This is a genomic window from Klenkia brasiliensis (assembly GCF_900100695.1).
GTDB classification, from domain to species: domain Bacteria; phylum Actinomycetota; class Actinomycetes; order Mycobacteriales; family Geodermatophilaceae; genus Klenkia; species Klenkia brasiliensis.
Window position 1 is genome coordinate 93,425 of record NZ_FNCF01000005.1, and the last position, 20,420, is coordinate 113,844.

The window sequence follows — 20,420 nt, forward strand, 5'->3', positions numbered from 1 at the left end:
AGGTTGCCCCTCGCACCTGTCGGGCGGCTGTCGGCGACGGATCCGGGTGCTGTGCACCCGGCCGTGGCGGCAGCGGGACGACGCCAACGCTCGAACGAAGGAGCCCGCCCGTGACCATGCGGCCACCCGTGCCGGTGCCGACCCTGTCCCGGCGCGCCAAGCTGGTCATCGGCGTCATCGCCGTCCTGCTGGTGCTGTTCACCGTCATCGGCACCCTGACCAACGTCTACGTCGACTACCTGTGGTTCGACGAGACCGGCTACACCGAGGTCTTCTGGACCGAGCTGCAGACCCGCGCGCTGCTGTTCGCCGTCGCCGGGGTGGCCACCGGGGGCCTGGTGGCCCTGTCGGTCTACCTGGCCTACCGGTTCCGGCCCACCTTCCGGCCGATGAGCCTGGAGCAGCAGAACCTGGAGCGCTACCGCCAGTCGCTGGAGCCCCGGCGGGTCGTGGTGCTCAGCGCCGTCGCCGTCGTCCTCGGCCTGTTCGCCGGGTTCACCGCGCAGGGCAGCTGGGAGACGTGGCTGCAGTTCCGCAACAGCACCCCCTTCGGCACCGTCGACCCCCAGTTCGGCCTGGACAACTCGTTCTTCGTGTTCGACTACCCGTTCTACCGGCTGGCGCTGGGCTTCGGGTTCGCGATCGTCATCCTGGCGCTCATCGGGTCGCTGCTGACCCACTACGTCTTCGGTGGCCTGCGGCTGCAGACCCCCGGCCAGAAGCTGTCCGGTGCGGCCCGGGTGCAGCTGTCGGTGCTGCTGGGCGTCTTCGTCGCGCTCAAGGCGGTCGCCTACTGGCTGGACCGCTACGGCACGGTCTACTCCGACCGCGGCGGGGTGTTCACCGGCGCCAGCTACACCGACGTCAACGCCCTGCTGCCGGCCAAGACCATCCTGGTGTTCGTCGCGGTCATCTGCGCCATCGCGTTCTTCGCCAACATCGTCGTCCGCAACTTCGCGCTGCCGGCCGCCTCGCTGGTGCTGCTCATGCTGTCCTCGCTGGTCATCGGCGTGGCCTACCCGGCGATCGTGCAGCAGTTCGTGGTCCGCCCGACCCCCGACGAGCGGGAGGCGCCCTACATCGCCCGCGCGATCGACGCGACCCGCGAGGCCTACGACATCGCCGACGTCGACTACGTGAACTACGCGCAGGACCAGACCGGCGGCTCGACCAGCGACGCCGACGCCGCCCAGGCCGCCGCCGAGCTCGCCGGGTCGCCGACCGTGGAGAACATCCGGCTCCTGGACCCGAACGTGCTCGCCCCGACGTTCACCGCGCTGCAGCAGATCCGCAACGTCTACGGCTTCCCGGAGCGGCTGGACGTCGACCGGTACACCGTCGACGGGGTGACGCAGGACTACGTGGTCGCCGCCCGCGAGCTCGACCAGACCAACCTGTCGGACAACCAGAGCAGCTGGATCAACCGGCACACCGTCTACACCCACGGCAACGGCTTCGTCGCCGCCCCCGCCAACCAGGTCGTGACCGGCCAGAACGACGGCGGCCAGCCGAACTTCACCGGCGCCAGCGACCTGCCGACCACCGGTGACATCCCGGTGGACCAGGCCCGCATCTACTACGGCGAGCTGCTCAACGACAACGGCACCGACGTCTACTCGGTCGTCGGGGCGGCCGACGGCGAGGCGCCGCGGGAGTTCGACCGGCCCGAGTCCGGCGGCGACGACCAGGGCCAGGTGAACTCGACCTACGACGGCGAGGGCGGGGTGTCGATCGGCAGCTTCTTCCGGCAGCTGACCTTCGCCATCTACTACCGCGAGCGGAACTTCATCCTCTCCGGTGCGGTCAACGACAACTCGCGGGTGCTCTACGTCCGCGACCCGCTGGACCGGGTGGAGAAGGCCGCGCCCTTCCTGACCGTGGACGGCGACCCCTACCCGGCGGTCGTCGGCGGCCGGGTGACCTGGATCCTCGACGGCTACACCACCTCGGACGCGTTCCCCTACGCCGAGCAGATGGAGCTCGGGGAGGCCACCACCGACGCGCTCACCGGCACCGGCACGACCGCGCTGCCGAACGAGACGTTCAACTACGTGCGCAACTCGGTGAAGGCCACCGTCGACGCCTACGACGGCACCGTGACGCTGTACGCCTGGGACGACCAGGACCCGGTGCTGCAGACCTACATGAAGGCCTTCCCCGGCATCATCAAGCCGAAGTCGGAGATGTCGGACGACCTGGTCAGCCACGTCCGGTACCCGGAGGACCTGTTCAAGCTGCAGCGCGACGTCCTCACCCGGTACCACGTCAGCGACGCCGGGGACTTCTACAACCAGAACGACCGGTGGCAGATCCCCAGCGACCCGACGCGCAACACCGACCAGGCGCAGCCGCCGTACTACATCCTCAGCCAGCGGCCCGGTGACTCCGGGGCGACCTTCCAGCTGACCAGCGCGCTGAACGCGTTCAACCGGGAGAACCTCTCGGCCTTCATCTCGGCCTCGGCGGACCCGGCGACGTACGGGGAGCTGCAGGTGCTGCGGCTACCGGGCAACACCCCCTACCAGGGGCCCAGCCAGGTGCAGAACGCGATGACGTCGAACGAGACGGTGGCCTCGAACCTGAACATCCTGAGACAGGGCAGCACCGTCCAGTTCGGGAACCTGCTCACCCTCCCGATCGGCAACGCCGGGCTGCTCTACGTCGAGCCGGTGTACGTGCAGAGCCAGGACAACAACGGGTTCCCGCTGCTGCAGAAGGTGATCGTCAACTACCAGGGCCGGATCGGGTACGGCGACACCCTCGCGCAGGGCCTCGACCAGGTGTTCGGCGCCGGGGCGGGGGACTCGGCACCCGACGGCGGCACCAGCAACGGCGACACCGGTGGCGACCAGACCACCAGTCCGCCGTCCACCTCTGCACCGACCACGACGGCCCCGCCGACGGGGGGCGGGGGCGGCACGGTGGTGGACGACTCGACCGCCCAGGCGGTCGCGGCGATCCAGCAGGCGCTGCAGGACCTCGCCGACGCGCAGCGGTCGGGGGACTTCGCCGCGGTCGGCAACGCCCAGGCGGCGCTGGCCAGCGCGGCGGCGGCGTTCGAGGCGGCGCAGTCCTCGGCCTCGGCGTCGGCGTCCAGCGCGCCGGCCAGCCCGACGGGGTGACCCCCGGTGGGACCGCCCGCCGCACCCGGGGTAGGGTGGTCCCACCGACGCGGGGTGGAGCAGCTCGGTAGCTCGCTGGGCTCATAACCCAGAGGTCACAGGTTCAAATCCTGTCCCCGCTACGACCCGGAGGCCCGGTCCCGACAGGGACCGGGCCTCCGTCGTCCCCGGCCCGGCCGCGACGGTGGCGACCGTCACGGACCCCCGGTTCGACGACGCCCCGGTGACGGGGTAGTGTTCTGCGTGCGACGCGGGGTGGAGCAGCTCGGTAGCTCGCTGGGCTCATAACCCAGAGGTCACAGGTTCAAATCCTGTCCCCGCTACCAACTACGAAGGCCCGGACTCCTCGGAGTCCGGGCCTTCGTCGTGTCAGGCGGCCGGCGGCTCGCCCGCGTGCGCCCGGCGCAGCAGGGCGACCAGCCCGTCGCGGGTCACCTCGCGGGGGTTGGCGTAGGGCGCGGCCAGCACCTGGTCGGCGATCCGGTCGACGTCGCCGGCGGCCATGCCGAGCTCGGCCAGCGACCGGGGCGCACCGAGGGAACCGGCGAGCTCCCACAGCGTGCGTGCGGGGTCGGGACCCAGGCCCAGCGCGGCGACGGCGTCCGGGGCGGCCGGGGCGTTGTGGGCCAGGGCGTGCGGCAGGACGACGGTGTGCGTGGGCGCGTGCGGCAGGTCCAGGGTGCCGCCGAGGGCGTGGCACAGCTTGTGGTGCAGCCCCATCGTGGTCGCCCCGAGCACCGCACCGCACAACCAGGCGCCGTACTGGGCGTCGCCGCGGGCCTCGAGGTCGGTGGGGGCGGCGACGAGCCGGGGCAGGGCGTCGACCAGCGCCCGGGCACCCTCCGCGGCCATCAGCGAGACGACCGGGCTGGCGTCGGGGGCGTAGAGGCCCTCGACGGCGTGCGCTACGGCGTTCATGCCGCTGGTGACGGTCATGCCCACCGGCAGGGTGGTGGTCAGCTCGGCGTCGTAGACCACCGACACCGGCAGCACCCGGCGGTCCCGGCCGGTGCGCTTGGTGCCGTCCTCGGTCAGGCCCCACACCGGGGTCATCTCCGACCCGGCGTAGGTGGTGGGGACGGCGACCACCGGCAGGCCGTGCTCCAGGGCGACGGCCTTGCCCAGCCCGACCGCCGAGCCGCCGCCCACGACCACGCAGCCGTCGGCGCCCAGCTCGGTGGCCCGGTCGCGGGCGGTCCGGGCGACCTCGACGGGCACGTGCATGCGGGCACCGGGGAGCACCCCGACGCACCGGTCCCCGAGCACCCCGGCCACCCGCTCGCCGAGGTCGGCCTGCTCGGGGGAGCACAGCACCAGCACCCGGTCCAGGCCGACCGCGGTGACCTCCTCGGGCAGCCGGGCCAGCGACCCCGGGCCGAAGACGACCCGCATCGGCAGCGCGGCGTAGGTGAAGGCCCTCATGACCGCAGCAGCGAGAGGTCGAAGGTCAGCGTGCGGAAGGGGTTGGCCAGTCCCACCTGCGCGGCCCGCTGCGGGTCGTCGACCTCGGGGACCTCGCGCACCAGGGAGTCCTTCACCCCGAAGACGGCGTCGGAGTCCAGGTAGGGGCTGTCGGCGACGAACACGTGCGTGGTCACCGGCCGGTGGCCCTCCGCCGCGGCGATGAAGTGCAGGTGCGCGGGCCGGTAGGGGTGCCGGCCGGTGGCCGCCAGCAGCCGGCCGACCGGGCCGTCGTCGGGGATGGGGTAGTAGCGCGGCACCACCGACCGGAACCAGAACCGGCCCTCGGCGTCGGTGGTGAAGATCCCGCGCAGGTTGCCCGCCGGCTGCACGTCGGGCTGCTGGACGTCGTAGAAGCCGTCCTCGTTGGTCTGCCAGACGTCCACGGTGGCCCCGGCCAGCGGCTCGCCGTCGGGCCCGGTGACCTGGCCGGACACCAGGCAGGGGATGCCCTTGCCGTCCAGGGCGATGTCGTCGCCGAGCTCCCGCGGCGGGGAGGCGACCATGTGGAAGGGGCCCAGCACGGTGGACTCGGTGGCCGTGCCGCCGGTGCGGTGGTTGACGGTCTCGACCAGCATCGACACCCCGAGGACGTCGGACAGCAGGATGAACTCCTGCCGGGTCGGGGTGCAGGTCTGGCCGGTCTCGGTGAGGAACCCGATCGCGGCCTCCCACTCGGCCTCGGTCAGCTCGACGTCCTTGACGAAGTCGTGCAGGTGGCGCACCAGCGACGTCATCACCTGCCGCAGCCGCGGGTCCGGGGTGCCGGCGAAGGCCGCCGCGACCACCTCGGCCGAGCGCTCCTCGCTGAACAGCTCGGCGCTCATGCCCGGTCCAGCACGGTGCGCAGGGCGGCGCCCAGGGCGCCGGTCGCGTCGTCGACCGGGCCGGCCCAGCGGGCGGCGACGTAGCCGTCCGGGCGCACCAGCAGGGCGCCGCCGTCGGAGGTGCCGCGCACCCGGGCCCAGTCGCCGTAGAGGTCGTCGTGGGCCCGGCCCGGTCCGACGACGGCGCTGGCCACCTCCAGGCCGAGCTCCCCGCCGACCGCCGCGGCGGCGTCGACCCAGCCCTCGCCGCCGATGCCGGTGAGCACGGTGAACCGGCCGTGCCCGACCAGGTCCAGCGTGGAGACCTGGCGCCGGTGGTCGGCGGTCAGCCAGGCGTGCGGCACCTTCGCGCCGGGCCGGGAGGTGGGGTGGGAGTACAGCTCCGGGTCGCGGGTGGGCTCCTCGGGCGGGGTGCCGTCGGGGACGACGGCGGTCGAGGCGTAGCGCTGGTCCATCTCCACGCCGTGGCAGTTGAACTCGTAGTCCTTGAACGCGATGGCCTCGCGGAGCGCGGCCCGCTGCTTCTCCGCCTCCGGGGTCGCCTCCTTGCGGGCGGCCATGTGCGCCACCATCTGCTCGGGGTCGGCGGCGTCGAGCAGGCCCAGGGCGTCGAAGATGCGCGCGGTGTCGCCGATCGACTGGTTCGCCCGGTCCACGATCTGCTTGCCCACCGGTGCCCGCTCGGCGGAGTAGGTCTCCAGCAGACCCGGGCCGGCCTGGCCCTTGACCACCGCGGCGAGCTTCCACGCCAGGTTGTAGGCGTCCTGGATCGAGGTGTTGGACCCCAGGCCGTTCGACGGCGGGTGCCGGTGCACGGCGTCGCCGGCGCAGAACACCCGCCCCGCCGAGTACTGCTCGGCGTACAGGTGGTTCACCGTCCAGGCCGAGGAGGACTCGATGCGCACCGGCACCTCGTCGTCGCCGACGAGCTTGCGGACGATCGACAGCGCGTACTCCTCGGTGAGGTCCGGGGCGGGGCCGTCGATGTCGTAGCCCCACACGATCAGCCACCGGTGCCACGGGCGGACCATCCGGACCAGGCCGGCGCCGATGCCGCCGACGTCGGCACCGGGCTGCAGCACCCAGTACAGGACCGAGGGCCGGTCGGCGACCAGGTGGCTCAGGTCGGCCTCGAAGACGATGTTGATCGAGCCGCCGACGCCCATCCGGCCCACGAGCGGCAGGCCGACGTCGGTGGCGATCTGGGACCGGCCGCCGTCGGCGCCCACGACGTAGCGGGCGCGGATGTCGTACTCGTCGCCGCGGGCCCGGTCGCGCACCCGCACGGTGACGCCGTCGTCGTCCTGGGTGAGCGACAGGTACTCGGTGTCGAACCGGACCTTCGCGCCCCGGGACTGGGCGTTGTGCAGCAGCACCGGCTCCATCAGGTCCTGCGGCATGTCGCAGATGCGGCTGGGGGAGGCCGCGGTGTAGTCGGCCAGCCGGTCCGGGCGGGTGCCCCAGCTGTGCAGCCGCCCCAGCTCCTCGCCGGACAGCGACGTGCAGTAGACGAGGTTGCCCATCAGCTCCTGCGGGGCGGCCTGGGCGGCCACCTCCTCCTCGACGCCGAGGTCGCGCAGCGCCTCCATCGTCCGCTGGTTGGTGATGTGCGCCCGGGGCGTGTCGGCCAGCCGGCCGTACTTGGTGATCACCAGGGTGCGCACCCCGTACGTGGCCAGCGCCAGGGCCGCGGCCGACCCGGCCGGGCCGCTGCCGACGACCAGGACGTCGGTCTCGACGACCGTCCGCGGGGCGTCGGTGGTGGGGTGGGGCGACGTCATCGGGGAGCTCCTCCACGGCAGGTGGCCGTTCGTCTGCCGAACAGCCCTTCGCTGGACGGCTCGATCGGCGCCAGTGAAGCGCCCGGTCCCGACGGCGTCAACGGGGCGCGTGGTCAAGGTCACGGCTGTGCAACGGCGGTGCGGCGGCTGATTGACACGGCGCGACGTGTCGTACTTCACTGCCTCCGCTCTGCGCAGAACCGTTCGCACAGCGAAGCCCCTCCCATCCCCAGGAGTCCTCGTGCACCGTCGCACCCCCTCCCGACCGGGCCCGGCCCGGACCGCCGTCCGCGCGGTCGCCGCGGCCGGCGCCGGCCTGCTGACCCTCTCCGCCTGCGGAGGGGGCCTGGGCTCCGCCGACGGGGACGGCGGGGACGGCGGGGACACGCTGACCATCGGCTACGTGACCCCGCAGAGCGGGCCGCTGGCCGCCTTCGGCGAGGCCGACAGCTTCGTGGTGGACCAGATGACCGCCTACTTCGCGGACAACCCGCTGGAGATCGGCGGGACCTCCTACGACGTGGAGATCGTCGTGAAGGACACCCAGTCGGACTCGGTCCGGGCCGGCGAGGTCACCGCGGAGCTCATCAACGACGACGGCGCGGACCTCGTGCTGGCCGCGTCCACGCCCGACACCGTCAACCCGGTCGCCGACCAGTGCGAGGCCAACGGCGTCCCCTGCATCACCACGGCCGCGCCGTGGCAGCCCTACTTCTTCGGCCGCGGCGGCACCGAGGGCAGCAGCTTCGACTGGACCTACCACTTCTTCTGGGGCCTGGAGGACGTCGAGGCGGTCTACCAGGACATGTGGAGCCAGGTGGACACCAACCGCCAGGCCGGTGCCCTGTGGCCCAACGACCCCGACGGCAACGCCTGGTCGGCCGACTTCCCCGGCGTGGTCGGGGAGAACGGCTACAGCATCACCGACCCCGGTCTGTACGAGAACGGCACCCAGGACTACAGCGCGCAGATCTCGGCGTTCCAGGCCGCCGACGACCAGATCCTGCTCGGCGTGCCCATCCCGCCGGACTTCGCCACCTTCTGGCAGCAGGCGCAGCAGCAGGGGTACACCCCGCGGATCGCGACGGTGGCCAAGGCGCTGCTGTTCCCCTCGGCCGTCGAGGCGATCGGCGACTCCGCCGACGGCCTGTGCACCGAGGTCTGGTGGAGCCCGCAGCACCCGTTCACCAGCTCGCTCACCGGCCAGTCGGCCCAGGAGCTGGCCGACGCCTACGAGGAGGCGACCGGCCGGCAGTGGACCCAGCCGATCGGTTTCGTGCACGCCCTGTTCGAGGTGGCCGTCGCCGCCCTGACCGAGGCCGGCAGCACCGACGGGCAAGCCGTGGTGGACGCGCTGTCCTCGCTGCAGGTCTCGACCATCGCCGGTGACCTGGACTGGACGTCGGGCCCGGTGCCCAACGTGGCCAAGACCCCGCTGGTCGGCGGTCAGTGGCGGGCCTCCGACGGCGGCGAGCACCCCTTCGACCTGGTCGTGGTCAGCAACTCCGAGGCCCCGGAGATCCCCACCGCCGGCACCGTCGAGCCGCTGGGCTGATGACCGCCCCGCTGCTGGAGGTCACCGGCGTCGGCAAGCGCTTCGGCTCGCTCACCGTGCTGCACGACGTGTCGTTCGCGCTCGCGCCGGGGGAGGCGCTGGGCATCGTCGGCCCCAACGGGGCCGGCAAGTCCACCCTGCTGAACGTGGTCGCCGGGACGCTGCCCCCGGACGGCGGCCGGGTCGTGCTCGACGGCCAGGACGTCACCGGCACCGGGGCCGCCGCCCGGTGCCGGGGCGGCATCGGGCGCAGCTACCAGGTGCCCCGTCCCTTCAGCGGGATGACGGTCTTCGAGAACACGCTGGTGGCCGCCTCCTTCGGGGCGGGCCTGCGGAGCCGGGCGGCGGCCGACGCCGCCTTCGCCGCGCTGGTCACCGCCGGGCTGGACCACCACGCCGACACCCCGGCGGGGTCGCTGCGTCTGCTGGACCGCAAGCGCCTGGAGCTGGCCCGGGCCCTGGCCACCGACCCGCGGGTGGTCCTGCTCGACGAGATCGCCGGGGGGCTCACCGAGGCCGAGGTGCCGGCCCTGGTCGAGACCATCCAGCAGCTGGTCCGCGAGGGCGTCGCCGTGGTCTGGATCGAGCACGTGGTGCACGCGCTGGTCGCCGTGGTCACCCGGCTGATGTGCCTGACCTACGGCGAGGTCCTGGCGGTCGGGGAGCCGCGGGCGGTGCTGGCCGACCCGCGGGTGGTCGAGGTCTACCTCGGTTCCACCATCGCCGGCGACGAACCCGAGCTGGGGGAGACGGCGTGAGCGCGCTGCTCGAGGTCGACGCCGTCGACGTCTCCTACGGCGACGCGCAGGCCTTGTTCGGCCTGTCGGTCACCGTGGCCGAGGGCGAGACGCTGGCCGTCATCGGCGCGAACGGGGCGGGCAAGTCCACCCTGCTCAAGACCGTCGCGGGCGTCGTCCGGCCCCGGCGCGGCGATGTCCGGCTGGACGGCGCGAGCCTGTCCGGGGTGCCCGCGCACCGCCGGGTCGGCCGGGGCATCGCCATGAGCCCGGAGGGCCGGCGGCTGTTCCCGAGCCTGACCGTCGAGGAGAACCTGCTGGTCGGTGCGCACAGCAGGCGTCCAGGACCCTGGGCCCTGGACGCGGTCTACGCGCTGTTCCCGCTGGTCGCGGAGCGGCGCGCCCGCTCGGCGGCCAACCTGTCCGGCGGTGAGCAGCAGGCGGTGGCGATCGGCCGGGCGCTGATGGCCAACCCCCGGCTGCTGCTGCTGGACGAGGTGTCCCTCGGCCTGGCGCCGGTGGTGGTCGCCCAGCTGTACGCGGCGCTGCCGCAGATCACCGCCCAGGGCACCACCGTGCTGGTGGTGGAGCAGGACGTGCACCAGGCGCTCGCCGTCGCCGACCGGGTGCAGTGCCTGCTGGAGGGCCGGACCGTGCTGGAGGGCCCGGCGGACCGGGTCGACACCGCCGCGCTGTCGGCGGCCTACTTCGGGGTGGATGCATGAGCTGGGTCAACGCCGTCGTGCAGGGCATCCTGCTCGGCGGCCTCTACGCGCTGGTCGCGGCCGGGCTGTCCCTGGTCTTCGGGGTCATGCGGATCGTGAACCTCGCCCACGGCGTGCTGGCGGTGCTCGCCGCCTTCGGCGCCTACGTGCTGGGGGACACCCTCGGCCTGCACCCGTTCCTGGCGCTGCTGGTCGTCGTGCCGGTCATGGCGGCGGTCGGGTACGGACTGCAGCGCGGGCTGCTCAACCGGGCCCTCGGCGGCGGCGAGCTCGCCCCGCTGCTGGTCACGTTCGGGTTGGCGGTGGTGCTGCAGAACGCGCTGCTGGAGGCGTTCTCCGCCGACAGCCGCCGGCTGGACCTCGGGTCGCTGGGCACGGCGAGCATCCCGGTCACCGACGGGCTGGCGGTCGGGGTCTTCCCCCTGCTGGCCGCGGTCACCGGCGTGGTGGTCATCGCCGCCATCGGGCAGTTCCTGGCCCGCACGGCCACCGGTCGGGCGATGCGCGCCACCAGCGACGACCGGGACGCCGCGGCGCTCATGGGGATCGACGGACGGCACCTCTACGGGGTGGCGACCGCGATCGCGCTGGCGACGGTCGCGATCGCGGGCGTCTTCCTCGGTGCCCGCAGCACCTTCGACCCGGCCGCGGGCGGCACCACCCTGATCTTCGCCTTCGAGGCCGTGGTCATCGGTGGGCTCGGGTCGCTGTGGGGCACCCTGCTGGGCGGGGTGGTGCTCGGCGTCGCGCAGGCGGTGGGGGCCGCGGTCGACCCCGCGTACGGGGTGCTCGCCGGGCACGTGGTGTTCCTGGTCGTGCTGGCCACCCGCCCGCGCGGCCTGCTGCCCTCGGCGGTGACCGCGTGACCGCCGTCGCGCAGCGGCCGGCCGCCGTCCGGGTCCGCCGCGGCGGGCGGGCGGCCTGGGCCGGCGCCGGGCTGGCCGTGGTGGTGGTCGCGGTGCTCGGCTACCTGCCGCTGCTCACCACCCGCGGCACCCAGGTGCAGCTGGTCGGGCTGTTCAGCCTGGTCGTGCTCGGCACCATGTGGAACCTGCTGGCCGGCTACGGCGGCATGGTGTCCATCGGCCAGCAGGCCTACATCGGCATCGGCGGCTACGGGCTGGTGTACCTGGCCTCCACCGTCGGCGTGGACCCCTTCCTCGCCGTCCCGGTCGCCGCCGTGGTCTGCGCGGTGGTCGCCTGGCCGATCTCCTACCTGGCCTTCCGGCTGGCCGGGGGCTACTTCGCCATCGGCACCTGGGTGATCGCGGAGGTCGTCCGGCTGCTGGTCACCCAGGTCGACGCCCTGGGCGCCGGCTCGGGCGCCTCGCTGACCGGCTTCGCCGGCCTGGAGCCCACCTACCGGATCGCCTACGTCTACTGGATGTCGTTGGGCATCGTCGTCCTCGTGGTCGGCGGGGTGTACCTGCTCATGCGCTCGCGGCTGGGCCTGGCGCTCACCGCCATCCGCGACGAGCCCACCGCCGCCGGGTCGCTCGGCGTGGCCGTGACCCGGGCGAAGCGGCTGGTCTACGTGGCCGCGGCCGCCGGCTGCGGCCTGGCCGGGGCGATGGTCGTGGCCAACACCCTGCGCGTGCAGCCGGGCTCGGCCTTCTCCGTCGACTACTCCGCGATGATGATCTTCATCGTGGTGATCGGCGGCATCGGCACCATCGAGGGCCCGATCATCGGGGCGCTGGTCTTCTACGCGCTGCAGGACTCCCTCGCCGACCTGGGCAACTGGTACCTGGTGGTGGTCGGCGTCGTGGCGATCGCGGTGACCCTGCTGGCGCCGCGCGGCCTGTGGGGCCTCACCCGCGGCCGGGTGGAGCTCTTCCCGACCGGGTACCGCACGGGAAGCCGCTGACCGGGGCCGGCGTTGCGGCGGCCATGAGCAGCGACCCGTTCGTCGTCCGGCCCGACGACCACGTCTACGGCGACCCCGCCGCGGGGGTGACCGTGCTGGAGTACGGCGACTTCGAGTGCCCGTACTGCGCCGCCGCCGCCCCGGTGCTCAAGGCGCTGGTCGACGGGTCCGGCGGCGGGGTCCGGCTGGTGTTCCGGCACTGGCCGCTGCACGAGGTGCACCCGTACGCGCTGACCGCCGCCCTGGCCGCCGAGGCCGCGGCCGAGCAGGGCCGGTTCTGGGAGATGCACGACCTGCTGTTCGGCCACCAGGACCGGCTCGCCGACGCCGACCTGGTGGGCTACGCCGAGCAGCTGGGCCTGGACCCCGCCCGGGTGGTGGGGGAGGCGGCGCAGCCCTACGGCGACAAGGTCGAGGCCGACTTCGCCACCGGGGTGGCCCTGGAGGTGCCGGGCACCCCGACGGTCTTCGTGGAGCGCCAGCTGTTCAGCGGCCGGCCCGACCTGGCCGCGCTGCGCCGCGCGATCGGCGCGGCGGCGACCCCGTCAGGCGCGGACGCCGGGCTGGAGCCAGGGGCGCGGGGGCAGCGCCGGGGGTTCCTCGGACGCCGGCGAGCACAGCGGGAAACGCTCGCCGAGGGTGCGCAGCAGCAGGGTGCCGAGGACCGCTGCGGTCAGTGACCCCAGCAGGATCCCGATCTTGGCCTGCTCGCGCAGCAGCTCGTCGTCGAAGGCCAGGTCGGTGATGAACAGCGAGATGGTGAAGCCGATCCCCGCCAGGGTGGCGCCGGCCATGAGGTGCGACCAGCGGACCCCGCCGGGCAGCACGCCCCACCCGGTGCGCAGGGCGACGAACGCACCGAGCGTGATGCCGACGGCGTTGCCGACCACGAGCGCCACCGCCACCCCGAGCGTGACGGTGGACGTCGCCGCGGCCCGCAGGGTCTCCCCGTCCAGCACGACCCCGGCGTTGGCCAGCCCGAACACCGGCACCACCAGGTAGGCCGTGTACCGGTGCAGCGACTCCTGCAGCCGGGCGTTGGCCGGGACGGTGGAGGCGACGGCCAGCTTGGTGGTGCGGGCCTTGGCGGCGTCGGGGTCCTCGCGCAGGGCCCGGCCGAAGGCCGCCGTCCGGTCGATCTCGCGGCGGCTGGGTGGTCGGGCGGGCAGCAGCAGGCCGACCAGGACGCCGGCCAGCGTGGCGTGCACGCCCGACTCGTGGACGGCGAGCCACAGCGCGATGCCGGTGAGCACGTAGGGGGTCAGCGTCCACACGCCCAGCCAGCGCAGCAGCAGCAGGACCAGCACCAGCACCCCGGCGACGGCCAGCGCCGGCAGCACGATCTCGTCGGAGTAGAACAGCGCCATCACGGTGATCGCGCCGATGTCGTCGACGATGGCCAGCGTCAGCAGGAACAGCCGCAGCCGGTCGGGGCAGCGCGGGCCGAACAGCGCCAGGACGCCGAGCACGAAGGCGGTGTCGGTGCTCATCACGATGCCCCAGCCCGACGCCGCCTCGCCGGAGGGGTTGAACGCCAGGTAGACCAGGGCCGGGACCGCCAGGCCGCCCAGCGCGCCGAGGGCGGGGGCGGCCACGGTGCGCCGGTCGCGCAGCTCGCCGGTGGCCACCTCGCGGGTGATCTCCAGGCCGACGACGAGGAAGAACAGCGCCATCGCGCCGTCGTTGACCCAGTGCCGCAGGTCCATCGACAGGACGGCGTCGCCGACGCCCAGGCTCGCCGTGGTCGACCAGAAGGACTCGTAGCCGCCCGCCCACGGCGAGTTCGCCCAGGCCAGTGCCAGCAGGGTGCCGACCAGCAGGAGGGCGGAGCCGCCGGCCTCGGTGCCCATGTAGAGCCTCGAGGACGGCGACAGGGTCGGGACCGAGACGCGCAGCGCCGGGCCGGGGCGGGGTGCCTGGGTCACGCGCCGACCAACCGTCCGCTCAGAGGACGTGTTCCCCGTACATCTCGCCCAGCGGGTCGGCGATGAGCTCGATGCGTGCGCCGTCGGGGTCGCGGAAGTAGACCGAGACCCCCGAGTGCACGACGTGCTCGACGCCGGCCTCGGTCAGCCTCTCCACCAGCGCCTCCCAGCGGGCCGGCTCCACGCTGATCGCGACGTGGTGCAGCCCGCCGAGCACCTCGGCGTAGGGGCCGACGTCCAGCCCCGGGAAGTCGAAGAAGGCCAGCAGGTTCTGGTGGCCGATGTCGAAGAAGAAGTGCGTGCTGCCGGGGTAGTCGCGGTTGTCGATCAGCTCGGTCAGCGGGAAGCCGAGCACGCCCTGGTAGAAGGCGATGGTGGCCTCGACGTCGCTGCTGATCAGCGCGGTGTGGTGCAGCCCGCGGGCGGTGGACGCCGGCCGGTCGGCCGCGGGTCGCAGGTAGGTCTCCCGCAGCCGCGCGCGGGTCGACTCGATGGTGTCCAGGTCGATGGTCATACGTTCAACCATCTCACCGCCCGGCGCGGCCGTCCAGCCCGGTCACCCCCGGTGGCGCAGGTCCTCGGTGATGTCCGCGGCGGCCTGCAGGAGGGCCGGCCGCAGCCGGCTGCGCAGCTCGGCGGGGGAGACCCGGGTGGTGTGCGAGGAGACGGTGACCGCCGCGACGACCGAGCCGTCGGCACCGTGCACCGGGGCGGCCACGCACTGCACCCCGGCCTCCAGCTCCTGCTCCAGCACGCAGACGCCGGACTCCCGCACCTGGTCGACCACCGCGCGCAGCGCCGCCGGGGTGGTCACCGTCTGCGGGGTGATCGGGGCGAGGTCGGCGGCGGCCAGCACGGCGTCGAGCTCGGCGGGGGGCAGGGCCGCCAGCAGCACCCGGCCCATGGAGGAGGCGAACGCCGGGATCCGGGTGCCGACCTCCACGTTCATGCTCATGATGCGGCGGTAGGGCACGCGCACCGTGTAGAGCACGTCGGTGCCCTCGAGCACCCCCGCGGACGCGGTCTCCTCGACCTCGGCGGCGAGGCGGGCCAGCCGGTCCCGGACGACGTCCCACACCGTGGTGGTCGCCAGGTAGGCCTGCCCGAGCTCGAGCACCCGGGGGCGCAGGACCCACGTCTGCCCGTCGGTGCTGACGTAGTCCTGCGCCTGCAGGGTGTGCAGCAGCCGGCGCGCGGTCGCCGGGGCCAGGCCCACGGCCCGGGCGACCTCGGCCAGCGTGCGGCGGGGGTGGTCGCGGTCGAAGGCCCGGATGACGGCCAGCCCGCGGTCCAGGGCCCGGACGTACTCGGTGGGCTCGCTGGTCTGCGCGTCGACGAGCCGGGGTGCGGCGGTCATCGGGCTCCCTCGGTGGGCGGCTTCGGCAGGCGAACGGTACGGCACGCCGGGGCCGCTGACGAGGCCCCGGCGCGCTCAGCCAGCCAGCATCCGGTCCAGGTCGGCCAGCAGGTCCTCGACGTCCTCGATCCCGACGGACAGCCGCACCAGGTCGGCGGGCACCTCCAGCGCGCTGCCGGCCACCGAGGCGTGCGTCATCCGGTGCGGGTGCTCGACGAGGGACTCCACGCCGCCGAGGGACTCGGCGAGGGTGAACACCTGCGCCCGCTCGCACACGGCCAGCGCCGCCTCCTCGCCGGCCCGCAGCCGGAAGGACAGCATGCCGCCGGGGCCCGACATCTGCCGGGCCGCCACCTCGTGGCCGGGGTGGGTGGGCAGGCCCGGGTAGAGCACCGTCGACACGGCGGGGTGCTCGACCAGGAACTCCGCGACCTTCGTCGCGTTGGCCTGGTGCCGGTCCATCCGCACGCCCAGGGTCTTGATGCCGCGCAGCACCAGCCAGGCGTCGAACGGCCCGGCGACGGCCCCCATCGCGTTCTGGTGGAACGCCAGCCGCTCACCCAGCTCGGCGGTGCCGGCGACCAGCGCACCGCCGACGACGTCGGAGTGCCCGCCCAGGTACTTGGTCGTGGAGTGCACCACGACGTCGGCGCCCAGGGTCAGCGGCTGCTGCAGGTAGGGCGAGGCGAAGGTGTTGTCCACCGCGAGCAGTGCACCGTGCTCGTGCGCCAGCTGCGCCAGCGCGGCGATGTCGGCGATGCCCAGCAGCGGGTTGGTGGGCGTCTCGCACCAGACGAGCTTGGTGGTGGGCCGGAAGGCCGCGCGCACGGCGTCGAGGTCGGACAGGTCGACCGGGGTGTGCTCGACCCCCCACCGCTGCAGCACCTTGCTGATCAGCCGGAACGTGCCCCCGTAGGCGTCGATCGGGATGACCAGGTGGTCACCCGGGTCGAGCACCGTGCGCAGCAGCGCGTCCTCGGCGGCCAGCCCCGAGGCGAACGCCAGCCCGGCGGCGCCCTGCTCCAGCGAGGCCAGCGCCTCCTGCAGCGCGGTGCGGGTCGGGTTGGCGCTGCGGCTGTACTCGTAGCCGTTGCGCAGCCCGCCGACGCCGTCCTGCTTGTAGGTGCTGGTCAGGTGCAGCGGGACGGCGACGGCTCCGGTCGTCGGGTCGGGCTCCTGGCCGTCGTGGATCGCCCGGGTGTTGAAGCCGCTCACGCCTGCACCCCCGCCGTGCTGCCTGCGGGGATGCCGGCGAGGTGGCCGAGGACGTCCTGCCGCGTCACGACGCCGGCCGGCTTGCCGTCCTCGTGCACCAGCAGCGCGTCGGCGTCGCCGAGCGCGGCGACCGCGGCCGACACCGCCTCGCCGGAGCCGATGATCGGCAGGGGTGCGCTCATGTGCTTCTCCAGGGTGTCCGACAGCGACGCGGCGCCGGAGAACAGCTTGTCCAGCAGGGTCTTCTCCGCGACCGACCCGACCACCTCGCCGGCGGTCACCGGCGGCTCGGCGCGCACGACCGGCATCTGGCTGACGCCGTACTCGCGCAGGATGTCGATCGCCTCGCGCACGGTCTCGGTGGGGTGGGTGTGCACCAGCGCGGGCAGCCCGTCGGAGCCGGACTTGCCGCGCAGCAGCTCGCCCACCGTCTCGCCGTCGGCGGCCTCGACGAAGCCGTAGTCGGCCATCCACTCGTCGTCGAAGATCTTCTTCAGGTAGCCGCGGCCGCTGTCGGGCAGCAGCACCACCAGGACGTCGTCCTTGGTCAGCCGCTCGGCGACCCGCAGCGCCGCGACGACCGCCATCCCGCAGGAGCCGCCGACCAGCAGGCCCTCCTCGCGGGCCAGCCGGCGGGTCATCGCGAAGGAGTCGCCGTCGCTGACCGCGACGATCTCGTCGGCCACCGTCTGGTCGTAGGTGGTGGGCCAGAAGTCCTCGCCGACGCCCTCGACCAGGTAGGGCCGCCCGGTGCCGCCGGAGTACACCGAGCCCTCGGGGTCGGCCCCGATGACCTGCACCGTCCCGCCCGAGGCCTCCTTGAGGTAGCGCCCGACGCCGGAGATCGTGCCGCCGGTGCCCGCCCCGGTGACGAAGTGGGTGACCCGGCCGTCGGTCTGCGCCCAGATCTCGGGGCCGGTGGTCTCGTAGTGCGACTGCGGGTTGGCCGGGTTGGAGTACTGGTCGGGCTTCCAGCCGCCGGGGGTCTCGCGGGCCAGCCGGTCGGACACCGAGTAGTACGAGCGGGGGTCGGCCGGGTCGACCGCGGTCGGGCAGACCACGACCTCGGCGCCGTAGGCCCGCAGCACGTTGATCTTGTCCGCGCTGACCTTGTCCGGGCAGATGAAGATGCACTGGTAGCCGCGCTGCTGGGCGACGATGGCCAGGCCGACGCCGGTGTTGCCGCTGGTGGGCTCCACGATCGTGCCGCCCGGCTGCAGCGCGCCCGACTTCTCGGCCGCGTCGACCATCCGGACGGCGATCCGGTCCTTCACCGAGCCGCCGGGGTTGACGTACTCGACCTTGGCCAGCACCAGCGGGGCGTCGGGCCCGAGGTGGGCGGTGACCTTGTTCAGCCGGACCAGCGGGGTGTTCCCGATCAGGTCGACGACGGACTCGGCGTACTGCACGGGAGGTCCTCCAGCAGGGGCAGCGGGGCAACCGGGGTCCTCCGGTCACCTGCGACCTTCCCACGTGTCATCCGGTGCGGTCGCGGGCAGGTCACCGGCCATGCCACCAGCCACGGACCAGCCCACCGCCCAGCTGCCCGGGGGCGGCGCGATGCCGCTGCTCGGGTTCGGCACCTGGCAGATCACCGGCAGCGCCTGCACCGACGCCGTCCGGGCCGCCCTCGATGCCGGGTACCGGCACCTGGACACCGCGACGATGTACCGCAACGAGGCCGAGGTCGGCCGGGCGCTGGCGGAGTCCGGCGTCGCGCGCGAGGACGTCTTCGTGACCACCAAGCTGCCGCCGGACCGGGCGGACGCCGCCGGCCCCACCCTCGACGCGTCGCTGGCCGCCCTCGGCGTGGACGCCGTCGACCTGTGGCTGGTGCACTGGCCGCCCGGCGGCGCCGGGGTGGGCCTCTGGCGGGAGTTCGTCGCCGCGCGGGAGTCCGGGAAGGCCCGCGACGTCGGCGTCAGCAACTACTCCCTGGCCCAGCTCGACGAGCTCACCGAGGCCACCGGCGTCACGCCGGCGGTCAACCAGGTGCGCTGGGCGCCGGCGCTGTTCGACCCCGAGGTGCTCGAGGGCCACCGCGAGCGCGGCGTGGTGCTGGAGGGCTACAGCCCCTTCAAGAGCACCGACCTGGCCGACCCGGTGCTCGCCGAGGTCGCCGAGGCGCACGGGGTCACCCCCGCCCAGGTCGTGCTGCGCTGGCACCTGGACCACGGCGTCGTCGTCATCCCCAAGTCGGTCACGCCGGAGCGGATCGCCGCCAACGCCGAGGTGCTGTCCTGGGCCCTCACCGACGACGAGCGCGCCCGGGTGGACGCGCTGGGCAGGATGGCGTCATGACCGACCGACGCATGCTGGGCGAGCTCGAGGTGTCGGCGCAGGGACTGGGCTGCATGGGGATGAGCCAGTCCTACGGCGCCGCCGACCGGGGGGAGTCCCTGGCGACCCTCGACCGGGCCCTGGAGCTGGGCACCACCTTCTGGGACACCTCCGACGTCTACGGCGACGGGCACAACGAGGAGCTGGTCGGGGAGTCGCTGCGCGGGCGCCGCGACGCCGTGCAGCTGGCCACCAAGTTCTCCATCTCCCGCGACGACGAGGGCCGGATGCAGATCGACGGCCGCCCGGAGAACGTGCGCGCCCGCTGCGAGGCCAGCCTGCGCCGGCTCGGCGTGGACACCATCGACCTCTACTACCAGCACCGCGTCGACGCGACCGTGCCGATCGAGGACACCGTCGGCGCCATGGCCGAGCTGGTGCAGGCCGGGAAGGTCCGGTACCTCGGTCTGTCGGAGGCCTCCGCCGAGTCGGTCCGGCGGGCCGCCGCGGTGCACCCGATCACCGCGCTGCAGAGCGAGTGGTCGCTGTGGACCCGCGACCTGGAGACCTCCGGCGTCGCGGCGGTGGCCCGCGAGCACGGCATCGGGCTGGTCCCGTTCTCGCCCCTGGGGCGCGGGTTCCTCACCGGCGCGATCACCAGCCCCGACGACTTCGCCGACGACGACTTCCGCAAGGACCACCCGCGGTTCACGGGGGAGGCGTTCGCGGCCAACCTGCGGCTGGTCGACGCCGTCCGGGCGATGGCCGAGGAGAAGGGCGCCACCGCCGGGCAGCTCGCGCTGGCCTGGGTCCTGGCGCAGGGCCGCGACGTCGTCCCCATCCCCGGCACCAAGCGGGTCGCCTACCTGGAGGAGAACGCCGCCGCCGGGGACGTCGAGCTCACCGCCGACGACCTGGCCCGGCTGGACGCGATCGCCCCGCCCGGGGTGGCCGAGGGCGGCCGGTACCCCAACGCCGGCTACTCCTACGGCGACAGCCCGTCCCGGTGAGCGACCCGACCTGCGGGGTCGCCCACGGCCACACCCCCGGCGAGCCGGCCGGCGACCGGGTGCTGGTGGCCGTCTTCGCCTCACCGGTCGCGGCGGCCCTGCTGCGGTTCGGGGTCGAGTGCGGGTTCGCCCCCGTGCTGGTCGAGCCCACCGACCGCGACGTCGACGGCCTGCCCGACGGCACCGCCCGGCTGGCGGCGGTGCCGGCCGACCCGCACGCCGACGTCGTCGTCTGCGACCACCACCGGGACGAGCTCGGCGAGGTGCTGCGCGACGCCCTGGCCACCGACACCCGCTGGATCGGGCTGATGGGCAACCCCCGCCACGAGGGCCCGCACGTCGCGGCCCTCGCCGCGCTCGGGGTGCCGGCCGAGGAGGTCGCCCGGGTGCACCGGCCGATCGGGCTGGACATCGGCTCCCGCGCACCGGCGGAGATCGCCGTGTCCACGCTGGCCGGCCTGCTGGCCGACCGCAACGGCCGGTCGGGTGGCCAGCTGGCGCGCTGAGCGGAACGCCGCGGGCCGTGCCACCGTTGACCACCCGGAGCGGGCCCGCAGG

The 20,420-nt window shown here is 73.8% G+C and carries 17 protein-coding genes, 2 tRNA genes and 1 pseudogene; 12 read left to right on the forward strand and 8 right to left on the reverse strand.

Annotation, left to right across the window (positions count from 1 at the left end):
* Nucleotides 1-116 precede the first annotated feature (116 nt).
* The 3 genes from BLT39_RS15655 (at nucleotide 117) to BLT39_RS15665 (ending at nucleotide 3,448) form a co-directional block, all read left to right on the forward strand.
* Entirely contained in the window at nucleotides 117-3,122 is a 3,006-nt protein-coding gene (locus BLT39_RS15655; RefSeq protein ID WP_242658500.1) for a UPF0182 family membrane protein, read from the forward strand.
* 48 nt (nucleotides 3,123-3,170) lie between these two features.
* Nucleotides 3,171-3,244: transfer RNA gene (locus tag BLT39_RS15660), tRNA-Met, on the forward strand.
* 127 nt (nucleotides 3,245-3,371) lie between these two features.
* Nucleotides 3,372-3,448: transfer RNA gene (locus BLT39_RS15665), tRNA-Met, on the forward strand.
* A 43-nt stretch (nucleotides 3,449-3,491) separates the two neighbouring features.
* On the opposite strand, the gene BLT39_RS15670 is transcribed toward BLT39_RS15665, so the two are convergent.
* The 3 genes from BLT39_RS15670 to BLT39_RS15680 are packed head-to-tail and all read right to left on the reverse strand — an operon-like array spanning nucleotide 3,492 to nucleotide 7,191.
* Nucleotides 3,492-4,544 (reverse strand): maleylacetate reductase, encoded by a 1,053-nt coding sequence (locus tag BLT39_RS15670; protein ID WP_091065500.1) that lies wholly within the window; start codon nucleotides 4,542-4,544, stop codon nucleotides 3,492-3,494.
* Nucleotides 4,541-5,410, reverse strand: coding sequence for an intradiol ring-cleavage dioxygenase (locus tag BLT39_RS15675; protein WP_091065504.1), 870 nt, complete (start codon nucleotides 5,408-5,410; stop codon nucleotides 4,541-4,543). Before BLT39_RS15675 ends, BLT39_RS15670 begins: the two co-directional genes overlap by 4 nt.
* Entirely contained in the window at nucleotides 5,407-7,191 is a 1,785-nt protein-coding gene (locus tag BLT39_RS15680) for an FAD-dependent oxidoreductase (protein WP_091065507.1), read from the reverse strand. The genes BLT39_RS15675 and BLT39_RS15680 overlap by 4 nt, the downstream gene beginning before the upstream one ends.
* Nucleotides 7,192-7,432: 241 nt before the next feature.
* Here BLT39_RS15680 and BLT39_RS15685 point away from each other — a divergent pair, with 241 nt between their 5' ends.
* Genes BLT39_RS15685 through BLT39_RS23080 form a run of 6 tightly spaced genes read left to right on the forward strand, consistent with a single transcriptional unit; the run spans nucleotide 7,433 to nucleotide 12,755 of the window.
* Entirely contained in the window at nucleotides 7,433-8,746 is a 1,314-nt protein-coding gene (locus tag BLT39_RS15685; RefSeq protein ID WP_207508045.1) for an ABC transporter substrate-binding protein, read from the forward strand.
* Entirely contained in the window at nucleotides 8,746-9,504 is a 759-nt protein-coding gene (locus tag BLT39_RS15690) for an ABC transporter ATP-binding protein (RefSeq protein ID WP_091065510.1), read from the forward strand. Before BLT39_RS15685 ends, BLT39_RS15690 begins: the two co-directional genes overlap by 1 nt.
* Nucleotides 9,501-10,208 carry an ABC transporter ATP-binding protein gene (locus tag BLT39_RS23370; RefSeq protein WP_207508047.1) on the forward strand — a complete coding sequence of 236 codons (708 nt, stop codon included), beginning with the start codon at nucleotides 9,501-9,503 and terminating at the stop codon, nucleotides 10,206-10,208. Before BLT39_RS15690 ends, BLT39_RS23370 begins: the two co-directional genes overlap by 4 nt.
* Nucleotides 10,205-11,074: a branched-chain amino acid ABC transporter permease gene (locus tag BLT39_RS15700; protein WP_091065512.1), complete on the forward strand. Its 870-nt coding sequence runs from the start codon at nucleotides 10,205-10,207 to the stop codon at nucleotides 11,072-11,074. Before BLT39_RS23370 ends, BLT39_RS15700 begins: the two co-directional genes overlap by 4 nt.
* Nucleotides 11,071-12,075: a branched-chain amino acid ABC transporter permease gene (locus BLT39_RS15705; protein ID WP_091065515.1), complete on the forward strand. Its 1,005-nt coding sequence runs from the start codon at nucleotides 11,071-11,073 to the stop codon at nucleotides 12,073-12,075. The genes BLT39_RS15700 and BLT39_RS15705 overlap by 4 nt, the downstream gene beginning before the upstream one ends.
* A gap of 23 nt (nucleotides 12,076-12,098) precedes the next feature.
* Nucleotides 12,099-12,755 carry a DsbA family protein gene (locus BLT39_RS23080; RefSeq protein WP_242658466.1) on the forward strand — a complete coding sequence of 219 codons (657 nt, stop codon included), beginning with the start codon at nucleotides 12,099-12,101 and terminating at the stop codon, nucleotides 12,753-12,755.
* Nucleotides 12,756-12,779: 24 nt separating this feature from the next.
* Here the strand turns inward: BLT39_RS23080 and nhaA are convergent.
* The 5 genes and pseudogenes from nhaA to BLT39_RS15735 all read right to left on the reverse strand — a co-directional run.
* Nucleotides 12,780-13,925: pseudogene (gene nhaA / locus BLT39_RS15715) on the reverse strand (Na+/H+ antiporter NhaA); the annotation flags it as partial.
* Nucleotides 13,926-14,019: 94 nt separating this feature from the next.
* The gene (locus BLT39_RS15720) at nucleotides 14,020-14,514 is read right to left on the reverse strand and encodes a VOC family protein (RefSeq protein ID WP_242658467.1); all 495 of its coding nucleotides are present in this window, start codon (nucleotides 14,512-14,514) and stop codon (nucleotides 14,020-14,022) included.
* 42 nt (nucleotides 14,515-14,556) lie between these two features.
* Nucleotides 14,557-15,357, reverse strand: coding sequence for an IclR family transcriptional regulator domain-containing protein (locus tag BLT39_RS15725; RefSeq protein ID WP_091065520.1), 801 nt, complete (start codon nucleotides 15,355-15,357; stop codon nucleotides 14,557-14,559).
* A gap of 75 nt (nucleotides 15,358-15,432) precedes the next feature.
* On the reverse strand, nucleotides 15,433-16,572 hold the full coding sequence (locus BLT39_RS15730; protein WP_091065523.1) for a cystathionine gamma-synthase: 1,140 nt from the start codon (nucleotides 16,570-16,572) through the stop codon (nucleotides 15,433-15,435).
* On the reverse strand, nucleotides 16,569-17,981 hold the full coding sequence (locus BLT39_RS15735) for a cystathionine beta-synthase (RefSeq protein WP_091065528.1): 1,413 nt from the start codon (nucleotides 17,979-17,981) through the stop codon (nucleotides 16,569-16,571). Before BLT39_RS15735 ends, BLT39_RS15730 begins: the two co-directional genes overlap by 4 nt.
* Nucleotides 17,982-18,081: 100 nt before the next feature.
* Here BLT39_RS15735 and BLT39_RS15740 point away from each other — a divergent pair, with 100 nt between their 5' ends.
* The 3 genes from BLT39_RS15740 to BLT39_RS15750 are packed head-to-tail and all read left to right on the forward strand — an operon-like array spanning nucleotide 18,082 to nucleotide 20,368.
* On the forward strand, nucleotides 18,082-18,873 hold the full coding sequence (locus BLT39_RS15740; protein WP_242658468.1) for an aldo/keto reductase: 792 nt from the start codon (nucleotides 18,082-18,084) through the stop codon (nucleotides 18,871-18,873).
* The gene (locus tag BLT39_RS15745) at nucleotides 18,870-19,862 is read left to right on the forward strand and encodes an aldo/keto reductase (RefSeq protein WP_091065532.1); all 993 of its coding nucleotides are present in this window, start codon (nucleotides 18,870-18,872) and stop codon (nucleotides 19,860-19,862) included. The genes BLT39_RS15740 and BLT39_RS15745 overlap by 4 nt, the downstream gene beginning before the upstream one ends.
* Complete coding sequence (locus tag BLT39_RS15750; RefSeq protein ID WP_091065534.1) at nucleotides 19,859-20,368, forward strand: XdhC family protein; 510 nt, start codon at nucleotides 19,859-19,861, stop codon at nucleotides 20,366-20,368. Before BLT39_RS15745 ends, BLT39_RS15750 begins: the two co-directional genes overlap by 4 nt.
* The last annotated feature ends 52 nt before the right edge of the window (nucleotides 20,369-20,420 follow it).